This is a genomic window from Actinacidiphila sp. DG2A-62 (assembly GCF_035825295.1).
GTDB lineage: Bacteria > Actinomycetota > Actinomycetes > Streptomycetales > Streptomycetaceae > Actinacidiphila.
Genome location: NZ_JAYMGI010000002.1, coordinates 5,319,392 through 5,335,623, shown reverse-complemented (window position 1 = coordinate 5,335,623; position 16,232 = coordinate 5,319,392). Strand labels below are relative to the sequence as shown.

Sequence of the window (16,232 nt, the reverse complement as noted above, 5' to 3'; positions counted from 1 at the left end):
CCCCAGAGGTCGAGTGTAGGGGCCCGCTACGAGAGCCCCGGTGCATTAACGGACAGTCTCCATCACGTGACTGACAGCGTACGTTACGGACTATGCCATACGCGGCGGAATTTTCACTATGCGTTGCGGCGCATCGGGCACGCCGACCAAGCTTGAACCGGCCGCCGACGGCGCGGCCTCGTCCAACGCCCCCGCCCGAAGGGACCCCTCGCCATGTCCACCTGCACCCCCGCGCCCGCCAAGGCGACCGCGACCGTGACCGCGACCGGGGCCGCGACCCCGACCCCGCTGACCTGGGGACCCAAAGCGCTGCCCGTGCCGTATGCCGCGCGGTGGACCGGGGAGGCGACCTCCATGGCCGGGCTGCGGGTGAAGCCGGACGGCTCCGGGCTGACGTACGAGCGGGAGACGCCGCGCGACCGGGACCGGCACGGCGTGCTCTGGGCGCGCATCGGCGACGCGCCGGGCGCCGGGCGGCCCGACTACCGCGCGATGCACGCCTACCGCCAGCGCGAAGCGGTCTTCGGGCTGCGCTGCCAGGTGTGCGGCGGACCGGCCGCCCGTACGGCGCGCGGCTGGCTCTTCCTCGTGCCCGCGCACGATTCCCCGCAGTCCCCGGAGCGCGAGACCGGGCGGGACGCCGAGGGAACGCTCACCACCAAGCCGCCGGTCTGCCGGCCCTGCGCGGAGCTGGCGATCCGCCTGTGCCCGCACCTCGGGGAGCCGCTGCTCATCCACAGCCGCAAGCCGCGCGTGTGGGGCGTGTTCGGCGGCTACTGCACCCCCGCGGAGGACGGCCGCACCCTGCGCGCGTCACAGGACGCGTACCACCCCTACGGCGCCGCGGGCTCGCCCTGGTTCCTCGCCTCGCAGGCGGTGCTCGAACTGACCCGCTGCTCGTAGCGAGGGCCTCGCGCGATACCCATCCGGGGCCCGGGCGCAAACCTCCGAACTCCCGCTGACGCCCGGCAAATTCGTGGTCTACGCGCAGAGAATTCTTGGCATGAACACTTCCCATGGAGGGGAACTGCTTGCTACCAAGTGGTAGCAAGCAGCGATCCTGCCCCCCATGGAGGTCCCGTGAGATCGACCAAGCACCTCGCCAAGTACCTCGCAGCGATCGGCACGTTCGCCCTCGCGCTCGCGCTGTCCGTCGTCTTCGTCGGGCCGGCCCAGGCGGCCGGGCCCGCGTACGTGGCCCTCGGGGACTCGTACTCGGCCGGCAACGGCGCGGGGAACTACGACAGTTCGAGCGGCGACTGCCACCGGAGCCTGAACGCGTACCCGTACCTGTGGAAGAACGCGCACGCGCCCTCCTCGTTCGCGGACACCGCGTGCTCCGGCGCGGTCACCGCGGACGTCGTCAACAACCAGCTCGGTCCGCTCAACTCCTCCACCGGCCTGGTCACGATCACCATCGGGGGCAACGACGCCGGGTTCTCCGACGTCATGACCACCTGTGTGACCGGCTCCGACACCGACTGCGTCAACCGCGTCAACACCGCGGAGACGTTCGTGCGCAACACCCTGCCCGGGCGGCTGGACACCGTGTACAACGCGATCCACGCCAAGGCGCCGAACGCCCACGTGGTGGTCCTGGGCTACCCCGACATGTACACCCTCAACGTCTTCTGCATCGGCATGAGCGCCACCAAGCACCAGAAGATCGACGAGGCCGCGGACCTGATCGACACCACCACCGCCGCCCGCGCCGCCGCGCACGGCTTCACCTTCGGCGACGTGCGCAGCACCTTCAAGGGCCACGAGCTGTGCTCCGGTGACGACTACCTGCACTCGCTGGTCATCTCGCCGAGCTGGGAGTCCTACCACCCCACGGCCACCGGCCACTCCGCCGGCTACCTGCCGGTCCTGAACGCCAACGACTGACCCGCTGCCGACCCCGAACCATCCCGTTTCCCGGCCCCATCCCCCCACCCCCCACACACACGGCAGGGCCCCCGCCCACCCGGCGCGGGGGCCCTGCCGATGCGGCACCCGGTCGCGTGTCGGACCGGCCGCTCCATAGGGGAGCTGACTGGCCGTCGTGGACGACGTCGGCTGTGCGCCGCGTCCCGGCTCCCCACCTACCGACTGGGCCAGGTGATGACCTGCTCATCCGGCGTTACCCGAATCTCGAACCGCTCCACGTCCGGAGCGCCGTCCGCACGCCAGCGGCCCACCCGCTCCTCCACCTCGTCCCATATGCGAGCCGGGCCGCCCTGCCGCACCATCCAGTGTTCGCCGACGCGCCACAGCGTCGCCCAGGCCCCGGACCCCACATCGATGAAAACCCGTTCCGTACGCCCGTCGTTGGTCATGCTGATCTGCTGCGCATGGGGGGCGGCGAGTTGCGCGACGAACCGGGCGGTCCAGTCCATGGCCAGCTCATCGGGGCCCAGCACGGCGGGGCGCTCCTCACCGTCCATGAGGTCGGGCAGCAGCCCCAGCGGAGGCGGAAGGTGGGGGCGGGCCAGCATGAATGAGATCTGACCCCCCAGGAACCGCCCGGAGGCCGTGCCGTCCCCGTGGACGGTCAGCCGAGCCAGCTCTGACGAGTACAACCAGCCGCACACGGTGGCCAGGACGATTCCACCGGGGCTCGTCTGGTCGATCCACGTGCCTGGCACGGTGAGCACCCCGCAGGTGGCGATCACCCGGTCGTACGGGGCACGGTCCTTATGCCCGGCCAACCCGTCGCCCACCACAAGCTCAGGCATATAGCCGCAGGCACCGAGCGAAGCGCCGGCGCGGCCGGAGACGTCCCCGTCCACCTCGACGGAGGTCACCAGGTCGTCGCCGAGCCGGTGGCACATCAAGGCAGTGGAGTAGCCGGTGCCGGTGCCGATCTCGAGCACGTGGTGTCCGTCCTCCACCAGGAGGTCCTCCAACATCCGAACCACGAGGCCAGGCATGGTGCTCGACGAGGTGGGCGCGCGCATGATCTCTCCCCGAAGGTCCCCCGGCACCACCGTGCCCGCGATCTGGGTGACCAGGGAATCATCCGCGTAGCAACGCTCTAGCCATCTGTCGTCCTCCGGCATCACCGGCCGCCAGGCCGTGGGCGCCGACCCGGCGACCTGCTCGAAGAACCCGCCGCGCAGGAACTCGTGTCGCGGAACGGCCGCCACTGCCTCCCGCCACGACGGCGTGCGCAGAAAGCCTCCGCCCGCCAGCCGGCCCACGAGCGCCCAGCGCAGCTCTTCGGGATCCCTCACCTCGGTTTTCCCTCCAGAAGGTCGGCCATGGCCGCCACCATCGGCAGCCCGGTTTCCGGTTCCAGCCAGGCCCACTGGCCGGACGGGTTGCATTCCAGGAACCACCACCGGTCCTCATGGTCCACGGCGAAGTCGAAAGCGCCAAAGACCAGACCGAAGCGCGACAGGTAGGCGTGGAGAGACTCGGTGATGCCGTCGGGCGGTCGGACCACGGAGTACGTCAGGCGACCGTAGTCGGTGCGCCAGTCCAGCAGGCCGGAGTCGATACGAACGCAGAACACCTTGTCGCCCATCACCGTGACGCGGATGTCCGCCACCTTTTCCACACGCTGCTGGAACAGATGCGCGGTGCCGGCCACCGTCTCGTCGATCTCGTCCGCCGTGACTTCGGCCACCTGCACCGTGCACGACACCCCGTCGATCTGGTAGAGGGGCGCGGACAACGGCTTGTAGATCACCGGCCCGTTTCGTTTGATGAACGCCCGGGCCGCGTCTGGACCCGAAGTGATGAGCGTCGGCGGGACCCTGAAGCCTGCCTCGACGGCGGCAGCTAGGCCGGACGGCTTGAACTCGGCGTCACCGATGCGGTGGGGATGGTTGACGTACAGGCATCCGGGGAGAGCGGCAAGGACACCCCCGAGGCCGTATCGAGCCTGTGTGACAGCGAACCGGGCCGCTTGCTCGTCCAGGCGCGGAAAGACGAACCCGGAGGGCCTGCGGTAGTACAGCGACCGGACCCGGGAGAGGTCGGCGACCCGGGACGGCGTGAACAGTCTTCCTTCTATGCCTTTCGGCGTAATGGCAGCCGCGATCGACAGGGTGGCGGGGAAGTCCCCGGAGTCGAAACGCACGACCGGGACACCCCGGTCATGCAGTTCGTCGATCACGACATCCGTCGTGGGGTCGTCCAAGTTGGTGACGACCAGAACCGGACGCGCACGGCTCACTGGTCGGAGTCGTTCCCGGTGTCCTGATCCCCGGCGCCGTTGCCGCCCGGCCCCGAGCCATCGGACGGGTTGCCGGTGCCCGTGGGCGGGTGCGTACCGGTGCTGGTGCCGTGGCCTGGCATCTCCACCACCCGCCCCGCGGCGTCGAAGTACCGAGCGGTCTGGGTCACCGGGTCCAGCTCTGTGCGGGCGTAGCCGGGTGCGAGGACGGGATACGGAGCCATGCGCCGGAGCCCCCACGGCGTGGGGGTGTCGGCTCCGGACGGTAACGGGGTGCCGGTCGGGAACCTGTCGGAGTGGTTGAACACCGTGCCCCTCCTTGGTCGTTGGCGTCTGCGTGAGGCCGTGTCCATCTGCTGGGCAGTGGGCATACACCTAGCCAACGACGCTTCGCTTCGGTCTGCGAGGGCCGGAAAAGGGTGCGTTTTCCGGCAGGGGGCCGGTCCGGGGGGCCAGGATGAGAAGCAGGACGGCGAACCGAACACGGGGGCGCGCATGACGAGTCCGAACGGCATCGGCCACCTGTTGCGCGGGCTTCGGGAACAGGCGGGACGCACCAGACGCGACCAGGCCGAACACCTGGGGGCTGTCAGCAGCCGGTTCGTCGACCCGGAGAACATCAAGCGCTGGGAGACGGAGAAACGGCTCCCCGTCCCCCACCTGCACGAGACGATCGCCCGAGGGTACGGCATCCCAGTGGAGGAAGTCCGACAGGCAGTTGCCGCCAGCCGTCGCTACCGCAGGCTCGCATCGGCATCGCGGCTGTCAGAGGACCGGGAGGACATCACCCGCGTGGAGCGACGTGAATTTCTTGGCGTCTCGATGCTGGCCGCCGGAATCGCCACCGAACCCTGGGGACGGCTGGCGGCGGCACTGGCCGGACCGACCGTGGACCGGCAGCTGACCGACCAGTTGGTGGAGGCCACCGCCAATCTGTTCGTCAGCGAGCACCATCTGCCCGCTGAGCTGCTAGTGGGTCGTCTGGGTAGCCACCTGGAGGCCCTGACCGCGCTGATTCCCCGTTCCGGCCCCCATCGCCGCGCGCTCACCGTCGCCGCCGGAGAGACAGCGGCCCTCGCGGGTTGGGTGGCCTACGACATCGGCGACATGGACACGGCACGGCACTACTACGCCACCGCGGCGCTGGCCGGAAGGGAAGGCGGGCACCCGGCAGTCGTGGCCCTGGCCATGGGTTATGCGTCCTACGCCGCACCGGCGGGCAAGGCTCGGGAGATGCTGGCCGCCGCCCAGGAACATGTACGCGGCGCCGGGTACGCTGCCGCCCGCTCTTGGCTGGCCGCCCGAGAGGCCGAAGAAGCCGCCGGGTGCGGAGACCGGGAGGGGGCGGTACGCGCGCTGGATCGGGCAGTCACCGCATTCGACTATGCCGATCCCGCTGCCGGACAGGCGTGGATCCGCTTCTACCAGCGATCCCGCCTCGACTCCCTGACCGTCGCCACCTACTCCAAGCTCAGCCACCCCGACCTGGGCCAAGCCGCCGAGAACGCCCTGACGAACCTGGGCGACGACGACTCGAAGGTGTCCATCGTGATCCTGTCGGATGCGGCCACGGGTTATCTGATGACCGGCAACGTGGACCGGGGCCTGGAGGTCGGACGCCGGTTCATGGACGCCGCTGTCGCAACACCTACGACCATGGGACGTCAGCGCCTGGTGTCCATGGCAGCCCTGCTGCCCCCGCAGTACAGCGCGGCGCGAGACCTCGCCGAGGACATCCGCGCCGCACTCGCCACGTGATCAGCCCCTGGCCGTCTCCTGGCTCACCCACGAGAGGTAAGCGCCGCTGCCGTGCGTGACCGGGGTGGCGATGATCTCCGGGGTGTCGTAATCGTGCATCTGCTTGATGTGCGCCTCAAGCTCCGGATACCGCTCGGCGGTCGTCTTGTACAGCACCCGCCATTCCCGGTCCGTCTGCACCACGCCCTCCCACCGGTACACGCTGGTGATCGGCCCCTCGATCTGCGCACAGGCCGCCACCTTGGCCTCCACCGCACCGGCGGCCAATGCCTGAGCCTTCTCGGCGGCGTCGGTCGTGGTCAGAACGGTCAGGTACTCAGCCACAATCGTTCTCCTTCGTCGGCGTCCTCCGGGACCGTACTCGGAACACCCGGCTCAACGACAGATCCTCTGCCGGCCGAAGCACCGATGGGCGGCTCGTCGAAAAGGGCCGCGCTCAGCGGGGACGGTCCAAGTACGCGACAACAGCCATGGCACCCGCGCGAGTACACTGGGCGCCCGCCTACTTCTCGGCTGCACCCACTGGCGCGCAGAAGCCACCCGAAGCCCTGGGCCTAGGTGTATTGCCCTGTGAGGTTGGGGACGCGGCTGTCGGGTGGTTGGCCTTTCAGCGCGGTGTGTCCGCGGTGGTGATTGTAGGTGTGGAGCCAGTCGGGGAAGGCGTTGCGGCGTTCGGCCTCGGAGCGGTAGGGGCGGGCGTAGGCCCACTCGTCGAGCAGGGTGCGGTTGAAGCGTTCGACCTTGCCGTTGGTCTGGGGCCGGTAGGGCCGGGTTCGTTTGTGGGTGATCCCGGCTGCCGTCAGCAGGTCGCGCCAGTCGCGTGAGCGGTAGCAGGAGCCGTTGTCGGTCAGCACGCGTTCGACGGTGATGCCGGCCTGGGCGAAGAAGGCGTGGGCGCGGGTCCAGAAGCCGGTGGCGGTCTCCTTCTTCTCGTCGGGCAGGATTTCGCTGTAGGCCAGGCGGGAGTGGTCGTCGACGGCGGTGTGGAGGTAGCTGTAGCCGGCGTTTGAGCGGGTCTTGCGGCCTGCTTGGCGGCCCAGGACCTTGTGGCCGCCGCCGTCGGGGATGTTGCCGAGCTTCTTGATGTCGATGTGGACGAGTTCGCCGGGCCGGTCGCGTTCGTAGCGGCGTATGACGCGGCCGGTGGCCCGGTCCAGGTGGGCCAGACGGGCCAGGCCGTAGCGGGTCAGGACCCGGTGCACGGTCGAGGGCGCCAGCCGTAGCAGGTGCGCGATACGGGCCGGTCCCCAGCGGCGCAGGACGCGGACCTTGATGATCCGGCGCTCGGTGCGGGTCGGGGTGCGGCGGGGGCTTGTGCGCGGGCGGGAGGAGCGGTCGCCCATCCCGGCCTCACCGAACTGCCGGTAGCGCTCGGCCCAGCGCTGAGCGGTGGTCGGCGAGACCTGGAAGCGTTCGGCCGCCCGCCGCAGCGGCCAGCCGTCGTCCACCACGCAGCGTGCCAGACGCAGACGTCCGGTCTCGGTCAGGGGTGCGTTACGGTGAGGCACGAGGGCCTTTCTGGTCGCCGGTGCAGATGTCGCAATCCACACCAGGCCAGAAGGCCCTCACCCTTTTCAAGATCAGCGAGTGATGATCTCCGTCACCGTCCACAACCTCCCGAGACAGAACACCTAGCGGGCCCGCCTTGTACTCGGACCGGCTGCGCCTCTTTCGAGAGGCTACGCAACAATGTCCGAATTGACTTGGTATATCCTCCTTTTCAAGGTGCGGTTCTGCCGATCCCTCTTCGGGGTGATCGCGCTCATGCGCTGCCGCCCCCAGGACGTCCCGAAGGTTCTGCGGGAGCTGCGCCACCTGATGCCGGCCAGCGAGACCCGGACCCGGAAGGCGGTCGATGCCGCCTTCGGGAAGTCCCGGAAGCGCTGAACGGCCCCGGGACGGCCCCTGCGATACGACAGAGCCCCCGCCCAACGGAAAACCGCTGGTCAGGGGCTCTTTCGGAAGCTGCAAAGCCTAGTTCTTCTGGATCTGGTCGAAGCTCAGCTCGACCGGGGTCTCGCGGCCGAAGATCTCCACCAGGCCCTTGACCTTCTTGGAGTCGGGGTTGATCTCGTTGATCGTGGCCTGGAGGGTGGCGAAGGGGCCGTCGGTGACGGTGACCGAGTCGCCGACCTCGAAGTCCAGGACCTGGACCTCGACCTTGCGGGGCTGCGCGGTGCCCTCGGCGATCGCGGCGGCCTCGGCCGCGGCCTCCACCTCGGGGGCCAGCATCTTGACGATCTCGTCCAGGGTCAGCGGGTACGGGTCGTACGCGTTGCCCACGAAGCCGGTGACGCCGGGGGTGTTGCGGACTACGCCCCACGACTCGTTCGTCAGGTCCATGCGGACCAGGACGTAGCCGGGGAGCTTGTTCTGCCGGATCGTCTTGCGGTCGCCGTTCTTGATCTGGACGACTTCTTCCTGCGGAACCTCGGCCTGGTAGATGTACTCCTCGACGTTCAAGGAGACGGCGCGCTGCTCCAGGTTGGACTTCACGCGGTTCTCGTAGCCGGCGTAGGTGTGGATCACGTACCACTCGCCGGGCAGCGTCCGCAGCTCCTCGCGGAAGGCGGCCACCGCGTCGACCGGCTCGGCCGCGGCCGCGCCGTCCTCGCCGGAGTCCTCGGCCTCGTCGGCGTCACCGGACGCCTCGACCTCACCGGACGCCTCGGCCTCGCCGTCCTCGGCGCCGTCCGCCGCGGACTCCTCGTCGGAAGCCTCGACAGCCTCCGCGGACTCCTCCGCGTCGTCGCCGGCCTCGGCATCCTCCGCGTGCTCGGTGTCCTCCGCGGCCTCCGCCGCGACCTCGGTCTCGTCACCGTCGGCGCCCGCAGCCGCCTCGGCGGCGTCGAGTGCGGTGTCGTCGCCTTCGGCAGACTCGTCGGTGGCGGCGCCGTCGTACACGTTCGGGTCAGACACGGTGACTGCTTCTTCCTGACTTCAAAGGGTGGGACATACGGACAGGCGCCGTGGACGTGGAGCCGGCACCCGCCGCGGGATCAGCCGAAGACGTACGAGACGAGCTTCGAGAAACCCCAGTCAACCACGCTTACGAAGGCGATGACGACGACAACGAACACAATCACCACGGTGGTGTACGTCATCAGGTCGTTGCGGTTCGGCCAGACGACCTTCCGCAGTTCCGCCACGATCTGGCGGTAGAAGAGAGCGAGACGACCGAGAGGGCCCTTCTTTCCGCGCTTGCCGCCGCGGCGGGGCTTCCTGTCGGTCTCCTTGTCATCCTGAGTCGTGCCAGGCTCAGGGACGTCGATGGAGTCCGTGATCTCGGTCACTCGTCCTCACCTGACTCCGGTCGTGGCCATGCCGCGCCCGTCGCGCGGTACGGCGAGTGCTGTTTTCCTGCCCACGCCCACCTTCAGGCGTGTGAGCAGGGCCGGAGGGACTTGAACCCCCAACCGCTGGTTTTGGAGACCAGTGCTCTACCAATTGAGCTACGACCCTTTGCCGACTCCCCCCAACCTACCAGCAGTACGGCAGACGGGAGGGCCGCCGACGTAGGAGTGTACGGGTTCTCAGGCTGCGCGTCGAACGCCTTGCACCCGGAAGAGGCCGGGAGCGGCCAGCAGGGGGGCGATTGCCGGCCAAACCCGGTGCCGGGCCGCCGCCGCCGGTGGGACGATGCCCTCATGAGCGCAGCAACCCCCTCAGCCACCCCCTCAGGAACCACCCCGGCAGCCGCCCCCGCGACCCCGTCCGGCACGCCGGGCGAGCGCCGCGTGTCGGCCCGCGTCGGGGCGATCTCGGAGTCCGCGACGCTGGCCGTCGACGCCAAGGCCAAGGCCCTCAAGGCGGCCGGCCGCCCGGTGATCGGCTTCGGCGCCGGCGAGCCGGACTTCCCGACGCCCGACTACATCGTCGAGGCCGCCGTCGAGGCCTGCCGCACCCCGAAGTACCACCGCTACACGCCGGCCGGCGGGCTGCCCGAGCTGAAGGCCGCGATCGCCGCCAAGACGCTCCGCGACTCCGGCTACGAGGTGGACGCCTCCCAGGTGCTGGTCACCAACGGCGGCAAGCAGGCGATCTACGAGGCCTTCGCCGCGATCCTCGACCCGGGCGACGAGGTGATCGTGCCCGCGCCGTACTGGACCACCTACCCCGAGTCGATCCGGCTGGCCGGCGGCGTGCCGGTCGAGGTGGTCGCCGACGAGACGACCGGCTACCGGGTCTCGGTCGAGCAGCTGGAGGCGGCCCGCACCGAGCGCACCAAGGTGCTGCTGTTCGTCTCGCCGTCCAACCCGACCGGCGCGGTCTACTCCGAGGCCGACTCCGAGGCGATCGGCCGCTGGGCGGTCGAGCACGGCCTGTGGGTGCTCACCGACGAGATCTACGAGCACCTGGTCTACGGTGACGCGACCTTCACCTCGCTGCCGGCCATCGTGCCCGAGCTGCGCGACCGGTGCGTGGTGGTCAACGGCGTCGCCAAGACGTACGCCATGACCGGCTGGCGGGTGGGCTGGATCGTCGGTCCGAAGGACGTCGTCAAGGCCGCGACCAACCTGCAGTCGCACGCCACCTCCAACGTCTCCAACGTCGCCCAGGTCGCCGCGCTGGCCGCCGTCACCGGCGACCTGGACGCGGTCGCGCAGATGCGCACCGCCTTCGACCGCCGCCGCCAGACCATCGTGCGGATGCTCAACGAGATCCCGGGCGTGGTCTGCCCGGTGCCCGAGGGCGCCTTCTACGCCTACCCGTCGGTGAAGGCGCTGCTCGGCAAGGAGATCCGCGGCAAGCGCCCGGCCACGTCCGTGGACCTGGCCGCGCTGATCCTGGACGAGGCCGAGGTCGCGGTCGTCCCCGGCGAGGCCTTCGGCACCCCCGGCTACCTGCGGCTGTCCTACGCGCTGGGCGACGAGGACCTGGTCGAGGGCGTCTCGCGGCTGCAGAAGCTGCTGGGCGAGGCAGCCGACTGACGTCCGCCGGCGTCCGCGCCCGCGCGCGCCGGCCGTCCCGGCGCTCGCTCCCCTTTTCGGGCAAGCCCCCGTTCGGAGAAAACGGTTCCGGACGGGGGCCGTCGTATAGCAGGATCTTGGGATGGCACGCGAAGTACGTCGGCTCCCCAAAGCGCATCTGCACCTGCACTTCACCGGGTCCATGCGGCCCGCCACCCTGCTGGAGCTGGCCGACCGGCACGGCGTCCGGCTGCCCGAGGCGCTGACCTCCGGCACGCCCCCGAAGCTGCACGCCACCGACGAGCGCGGCTGGTTCCGCTTCCAGCGGCTCTACGACATCGCGCGCTCGTGCCTGCGCACGCCGGAGGACATCCAGCGGCTGGTGCGCGAGGCAGCGCAGGAGGACGTCGCGGACGGCTCCGGCTGGCTGGAGATCCAGGTCGACCCGACCTCGTACGCGCCCCGGCTCGGCGGGCTGATCCCGACCATGGAGATCATCCTGGACGCGGTCGACGCGGCCTCGCGCGAGACCGGGCTCGGCATGGCCGTGGTGGTCGCCGCCAACCGCATGAAGCACCCGCTGGACGCCCGCACCCTGGCCCGGCTCGCGGTCCGCTACGCCGACCGCGGCGTGGTCGGCTTCGGGCTGTCCAACGACGAGCGCCGGGGCCTGGCCCGGGACTTCGACCGGGCCTTCGCCATCGCGCGCGACGGCGGGCTGCTGGCCGCCCCGCACGGCGGCGAGCTGGCCGGGCCGTCCAGCGTCCGCGACTGTCTGGACGACCTGCACGCGCAGCGGGTCGGCCACGGTGTGCGGGCCGCCGAGGACCCGCGGCTGCTGCGCCGCCTCGCCGAGTCCGGCGTGACCTGCGAGGTCTGCCCGGCGTCCAACGTGGCCCTCGGCGTCTACGACAAGCCGGAGGACGTGCCGCTGCGCACCCTGTACGAGGCGGGCGTGCCGGTGGCGCTCGGCGCCGACGACCCGCTGCTCTTCGGCTCCCGCCTGGCCGCGCAGTACGACATCGCCCGCACCGCCCACGCCTTCACCGACGCCGAACTGGCCGAGCTGGCCCGCCAGTCCGTCCGCGCCTCCCGCGCGCCCGAGGACATCAGGACAAGGATGCTGGCGGGCATCGACGCGTGGCTGGCCGGGGAGTCCTGAAGGGCTTCTGGAGGGCTCCTAAAGGGCTACGCCGACCATGACCGGCTCGTTGACGAGCGTGACGCCGAACGCCTCGGCGACGCCCTCGCGGACCTCGCGGGCGAGCGCCAGCAGATCGCGCGTGGTCGCTCCGCCGCGGTTGGTCAGCGCGAGCGTGTGCTTGGTGGAGATGCGCGCCGGGCCCCGGCCGTAGCCCTTGGTGAAGCCGGCCCGGTCGATCAGCCAGGCCGCGGAGAGCTTGGTCCGCTCCCCCGGCTCCGGGTACGCCGGCGGCGCCGCCTGCGCGCCGAGCCGCTCGCGCGCCCGGTCCAGGAAGGCGGCGTACGCCTCCGCGCCGAGCACCGGGTTGGTGAAGAACGACCCGGCCGACCACGTGTCGTGGTCCTCCGCGTCGAGCACCATGCCCTTGCCCGCGCGCAGCGCCAGCACCGTCTCGCGCGCCTTGGCCAGCGGCACCCGGTCGCCGGGCTCGACGCCCAGCGCCCGCGCGGTCTCCGCGTACTTCACCGGCCCGGACAGCCCGCCCGCGTCCTCCAGCCCGAAGCGCACCCGCAGCACCACGTACCGCTCCGGCTCCTGCTTGAAGCGGCTGGTGCGGTAGGCGAAGCCGCACTCGGCGCCGGGCAGCGTCACGGTCTCGCCGGCCGCCCTGTCGTACGCGACGACCTCGGTGATCGTGCTGGAGACCTCCTGGCCGTACGCGCCGACGTTCTGGATCGGCGTGGCGCCGGCCGAGCCGGGGATGCCGGCCAGGCACTCGATCCCGGCCAGGCCCGCCCTGACCGTCTCGGCGACCACCTCGGTCCAGTTCTCGCCGGCCGCGGCCTCCAGCGTGCGGCCGGCCAGGCGCACGCCGCGGGTGGCGATCACCACGGCGGTGCCGTCGAAGCCGTCGTCGCCGATCACGAGGTTGCTCCCGCCGCCGACCAGCAGCACCGGCTCCCCGCGGGCGTCGGCGGCGCGGACCGCCTCGATCAGCTCGGCGTCGGTGACCGCGGTCACCAGGCGCGCCGCGGGACCGCCGAGACGGAGGGTGGTGAACGGGGCGAGCGGAACGTCTTCCATTACGTGCACGCCGTCATTCTCCCATCCGCGGCTCCGCCGCCCCCGGAGGCGGGGCCGGCGGCCGGCCCGCTCCCCCGCGCAGCCGCGCGGCCCGGACCCCGCGCCGTGGGAGGCGGGGGTCCGGGCCGCGGGGCGCGGGGCGGGCGCGGGCGGGGCCGGGGGCCGAGTGCCGGGGGCCGAGTGCCGGGGTCGACGTCGGCGGTCCCGGGACCGGGGCCGGGGCCGGGGCCGGGGCTCAGCCCACCCGCTCCAGGGTGCGGCCGTCCGCCGCCGGGGTGCCGGCGGCCTCCGCCGTCGCCCCGCCGTCCGCGGCGGCGCGCCGCCGCGGATAGAGCAGCGCCGCGACGCACGCCGCGGCGACGACGGCCGCGCCGATCCACAGCGCGGGGACGAGCCCGTCGACGAACTGCGCGCCGGAGCCGTAGCCGCCGCGCGCGGCGAAAACCGAGCCGAGCACCGCGATGCCGAGCGCGCCGCCGATCTCGCGCAGCGCGTTGTTGGTGCCGGAGGCGATGCCCTGCTCCTCGGGCCGCACCGCGGACATGAAGAGGTTGGTGGCCGGCGCGAAGAACAGGCCCATGCCGATGCCGCCGGCGATCAGCCCGGGGAGCTGCACGGTGTAGGAGACGTCGGTGGAGACCACCGCGGCGAACCAGCCCAGGCCGAACGCCTGGAGCGCGAGTCCCGTGGCCGCGACCGGACGGCCGCCGATCCGGTCGGAGAGCGCGCCGGCGATCGGCGCGGCGATCATCGGCATCCCGGTCCACGGCAGCATCCGCAGGCCCGCCTCGGTCGGTCCGTAGCCCACCACGTTCTGCAGGAACTGGCTGAGCAGGAAGATCGACCCGAACATGCCGGTGAACATCAGCAGGCTGGCCGCGTTGACCGCCGTGAAGCCGCGGTTGCGGAACATCCGCATCGGCAGCATCGGCCGCTGCGCGGTCATCCCGTGCCGGACGAACGCGCCGACCAGCACCGCGCCGCCGATCAGCCCGGCCAGCACCCGCGCGCTGGTCCAGCCGTGCCCGGTCTCGCTGACCAGCGCGTAGACGATGCCGAACAGCCCGAGGCTGATCAGCGCGGTGCCGCGGGCGTCGAGCCGGGCGTCGTCGGCGCGGGACTCGGCCAGCCGCAGCCGGGCGGCGGGCAGCAGCAGGAGGCCGAGCGGGACGTTCAGCCAGAAGATCCAGTGCCAGGAGACGTGTTCGGTCAGGCTGCCGCCGATCAGCGGGCCGCTGGCGACCGCGAGGCCGTTGACGCCGCCCCAGATCCCGTACGCCATCCCGCGCCGCTCGGCCGGGACCGCGGCGGTCAGCAGGGTCAGGGTGAGCGGCATCATCACCGCGGCGCCGACGCCCTGCACCGCGCGGGCCGCGATCAGCTCGCCGATGCCGGGCGCCATCGCGGCGGCGGCGGACGCGGCGGTGAACAGCGCGAGCCCGCCGAGGAAGAGCCGGCGGCGGCCGAAGCGGTCGCCGAGCGCCGCGCCGAACATCAGCAGCACGGCGAAGGTGAGGGTGTAGGCGCTGACCGTCCACTCCAGGTCCGACAGCGCGCCGCCGAGGTCGGCGCGGATGGACGGCAGGGCGGTGGTGACGACCAGGTTGTCCAGGGCGGCCATGAAGCCGGCGACGCTGGTGATCACCAGCGCCCAGACGGCGCCGCCGCCCAGCCCCTTGCGGGTGTCGGGCCGGCGTCGGCGCCCGTGTCGGTGTCGATTCCGGTGTCGGTGCTCATCGGTTCCCCCAGCTCGTTTAGTGATTGCTTACTAACTTTTCAGGCCGTGAAAAAAGCCCGGACCAGGCCCGGGCCACGGGACTACGCGAGGTCGGAGCCGTCCCGCTCCCCGGACGCGGCGGACTCCTTCGCGCCGGCGGACTCCTTCATGCCGGCGGACGGGGCGGACTCCCCGGACACGCCGGGCTTCCGGCCGCCCGCGCCGAGGCCGCGCGGCAGCGTCTTGTCGGGCTTGCCCTCGTCGAAGCCCCGCCAGTTGCGGTGCTCGGGCGGGAAGCCGAGCGAGACCAGGGTGTTGATCAGCATCCCGTGCGCCAGGAAGTCGGTGGTCTCCTCGATGTCGCCGCCCAGCTGCTCGTGCACCGCGTCCCACAGCTCCTGCCACTGCTCCCGCACGACCTCGCCGAACGCGTGGTCACCGGAGGCGGTGGCGGCGGCCGTGGCCGCGTACGTCTGCATCTGCAGCAGCAGCCGCTCGGGGTGCTGCTCGATCAGCGCCGAGTAGGCCGCGGCCATCGCCGCCATCCGCTCCTCGGCCGGCAGCCCCTCGGCCGCCGCCGTCATCGCGTCGCGGGTGGAGATCATGCAGTCGCGGACCGCGGCCCGGAAGATCGCCTGCTTGTTGGGGAAGAGCCGGAAGAGGTACGGCTGCGAGACGCCCACCCTGCGGGCGATCTCCTCCGTGGACGTGCCGTCGTATCCGCCGTAGGCGAAGGCGTGGACCGCCTCCTGGACGACCTTGGCACGCCGCTCCTCGGCGCTCATCCTGACCATGGCAGCTAAGTTAGTGGCCAATCACTATCTACGTCAAGCGGGGGGCGGGCGGGCGACGCGTAAGGGGCGCCCACCCCGGGTGGGCGCCCCTTACGCGCACATCTGTACGACTCTCGCAGGCCGCGCCCGGCGCTCAGCCGAGCCGCACCACCGCGCGGGCCATGCCCAGCACCTTCTGGCCGGCGGAGGTCGCGGTCAGGTCGACCCTGACCCGGTGGTCCTCCAGCTTGGCGGCGACCTTCGCGGTCACCTCGATCACCGCGCCCTTGTCGTCGTCCGGAACCACGACCGGCTTGGTGAAGCGCACGGCGTACTCGACCACCGCGCCCGGGTCGCCGACCCAGTCGGTGACCACGCGCGCCGCGGACGCCATGGTGAACATCCCGTGGGCGATCACGTCGGGCAGTCCGACCTCGCGGGCGAATCGCTCGTTCCAGTGAATCGGGTTGAAGTCCCCGGAGGCGCCCGCGTACTGCACCAGCGTCGCGCGGGTGACCGGGAAGGAGGCGGCCGGCAGTTCGGCGCCGACCTCCACGTCGTCGTAGGCGATCGCCGCGGCCATCACGCGTCCCCCTTGCCGCTCGTCGTGCCGTCCGTCGTGGCGCTCGCCGTGGCGTCCGTCGTGGCGCTCGTCGTGCCGTCCGTGCCGCCCGCGGAACCGCCG

15 protein-coding genes, 1 tRNA gene and 1 pseudogene are annotated in these 16,232 nt (G+C 71.4%); 5 read left to right on the top strand and 12 right to left on the bottom strand.

The window, feature by feature from the left end; genetic code table 11:
* Positions 1 to 213: 213 nt before the first annotated feature.
* Both VSR01_RS23930 and VSR01_RS23925 read left to right on the top strand, forming a co-directional pair.
* Positions 214 to 903, top strand: a complete 690-nt coding sequence (locus VSR01_RS23930) for a hypothetical protein (protein ID WP_326451200.1) — start codon at positions 214 to 216, stop codon at positions 901 to 903.
* A gap of 216 nt (positions 904 to 1,119) precedes the next feature.
* The gene (locus VSR01_RS23925) at positions 1,120 to 1,887 is read left to right on the top strand and encodes an SGNH/GDSL hydrolase family protein (protein ID WP_442785702.1); all 768 of its coding nucleotides are present in this window, start codon (positions 1,120 to 1,122) and stop codon (positions 1,885 to 1,887) included.
* A 197-nt stretch (positions 1,888 to 2,084) separates the two neighbouring features.
* Here VSR01_RS23925 and tgmC read toward each other — a convergent pair whose 3' ends face one another.
* Genes tgmC through tgmA form a run of 3 tightly spaced genes read right to left on the bottom strand, consistent with a single transcriptional unit; the run spans position 2,085 to position 4,470 of the window.
* Positions 2,085 to 3,215, bottom strand: coding sequence for an ATP-grasp peptide maturase system methyltransferase (gene tgmC / locus VSR01_RS23920; RefSeq protein WP_326451199.1), 1,131 nt, complete (start codon positions 3,213 to 3,215; stop codon positions 2,085 to 2,087).
* Positions 3,212 to 4,162 carry an ATP-grasp ribosomal peptide maturase gene (gene tgmB, locus VSR01_RS23915; protein WP_326451198.1) on the bottom strand — a complete coding sequence of 317 codons (951 nt, stop codon included), beginning with the start codon at positions 4,160 to 4,162 and terminating at the stop codon, positions 3,212 to 3,214. The genes tgmC and tgmB overlap by 4 nt, the downstream gene beginning before the upstream one ends.
* Positions 4,159 to 4,470 (bottom strand): putative ATP-grasp-modified RiPP, encoded by a 312-nt coding sequence (gene tgmA, locus VSR01_RS23910; protein WP_326451197.1) that lies wholly within the window; start codon positions 4,468 to 4,470, stop codon positions 4,159 to 4,161. The genes tgmB and tgmA overlap by 4 nt, the downstream gene beginning before the upstream one ends.
* 187 nt (positions 4,471 to 4,657) lie before the next feature.
* On the opposite strand from tgmA, the gene VSR01_RS23905 reads away from it, so the two are divergent.
* Positions 4,658 to 5,920, top strand: a complete 1,263-nt coding sequence (locus VSR01_RS23905) for a helix-turn-helix transcriptional regulator (RefSeq protein ID WP_326451196.1) — start codon at positions 4,658 to 4,660, stop codon at positions 5,918 to 5,920.
* Here the strand turns inward: VSR01_RS23905 and cutA are convergent, their stop codons facing one another.
* The 5 genes from cutA to VSR01_RS23880 form a co-directional block, all read right to left on the bottom strand.
* Positions 5,921 to 6,244, bottom strand: coding sequence for a divalent-cation tolerance protein CutA (gene cutA, locus VSR01_RS23900; RefSeq protein ID WP_326451195.1), 324 nt, complete (start codon positions 6,242 to 6,244; stop codon positions 5,921 to 5,923).
* A gap of 230 nt (positions 6,245 to 6,474) precedes the next feature.
* Complete coding sequence (locus tag VSR01_RS23895; protein WP_326451194.1) at positions 6,475 to 7,428, bottom strand: IS481 family transposase; 954 nt, start codon at positions 7,426 to 7,428, stop codon at positions 6,475 to 6,477.
* Positions 7,429 to 7,894: 466 nt separating this feature from the next.
* Positions 7,895 to 8,839: a transcription termination/antitermination protein NusG gene (gene nusG / locus VSR01_RS23890; RefSeq protein ID WP_326451193.1), complete on the bottom strand. Its 945-nt coding sequence runs from the start codon at positions 8,837 to 8,839 to the stop codon at positions 7,895 to 7,897.
* A gap of 80 nt (positions 8,840 to 8,919) precedes the next feature.
* Entirely contained in the window at positions 8,920 to 9,213 is a 294-nt protein-coding gene (gene secE, locus VSR01_RS23885) for a preprotein translocase subunit SecE (RefSeq protein ID WP_326451192.1), read from the bottom strand.
* Positions 9,214 to 9,309: 96 nt separating this feature from the next.
* A tRNA-Trp gene (locus tag VSR01_RS23880) sits at positions 9,310 to 9,382 on the bottom strand.
* Between the two features lie 185 nt (positions 9,383 to 9,567).
* Between VSR01_RS23880 and VSR01_RS23875 the strand changes: the two genes are divergently transcribed.
* Together VSR01_RS23875 and VSR01_RS23870 are read left to right on the top strand one after the other, a co-directional pair.
* Positions 9,568 to 10,851 (top strand): pyridoxal phosphate-dependent aminotransferase, encoded by a 1,284-nt coding sequence (locus VSR01_RS23875; RefSeq protein ID WP_326451191.1) that lies wholly within the window; start codon positions 9,568 to 9,570, stop codon positions 10,849 to 10,851.
* Positions 10,852 to 10,972: 121 nt separating this feature from the next.
* Positions 10,973 to 11,992 carry an adenosine deaminase gene (locus VSR01_RS23870; RefSeq protein ID WP_326451190.1) on the top strand — a complete coding sequence of 340 codons (1,020 nt, stop codon included), beginning with the start codon at positions 10,973 to 10,975 and terminating at the stop codon, positions 11,990 to 11,992.
* 18 nt (positions 11,993 to 12,010) lie between these two features.
* Here the strand turns inward: VSR01_RS23870 and VSR01_RS23865 are convergent, their stop codons facing one another.
* The 4 genes and pseudogenes from VSR01_RS23865 to VSR01_RS23850 all read right to left on the bottom strand — a co-directional run bounded on the left by VSR01_RS23865 (position 12,011) and on the right by VSR01_RS23850 (position 16,130).
* Positions 12,011 to 13,066: a UDP-N-acetylmuramate dehydrogenase gene (locus VSR01_RS23865; protein ID WP_326451189.1), complete on the bottom strand. Its 1,056-nt coding sequence runs from the start codon at positions 13,064 to 13,066 to the stop codon at positions 12,011 to 12,013.
* Positions 13,067 to 13,292: 226 nt separating this feature from the next.
* Positions 13,293 to 14,678 (bottom strand): DHA2 family efflux MFS transporter permease subunit, encoded by a 1,386-nt coding sequence (locus VSR01_RS23860; RefSeq protein WP_442785701.1) that lies wholly within the window; start codon positions 14,676 to 14,678, stop codon positions 13,293 to 13,295.
* A gap of 359 nt (positions 14,679 to 15,037) precedes the next feature.
* Positions 15,038 to 15,568, bottom strand: a pseudogene (locus tag VSR01_RS23855) (TetR/AcrR family transcriptional regulator); the annotation flags it as partial.
* 133 nt (positions 15,569 to 15,701) lie between these two features.
* Positions 15,702 to 16,130: a MaoC family dehydratase gene (locus tag VSR01_RS23850; RefSeq protein ID WP_326451186.1), complete on the bottom strand. Its 429-nt coding sequence runs from the start codon at positions 16,128 to 16,130 to the stop codon at positions 15,702 to 15,704.
* Positions 16,131 to 16,232: the final 102 nt, after the last annotated feature.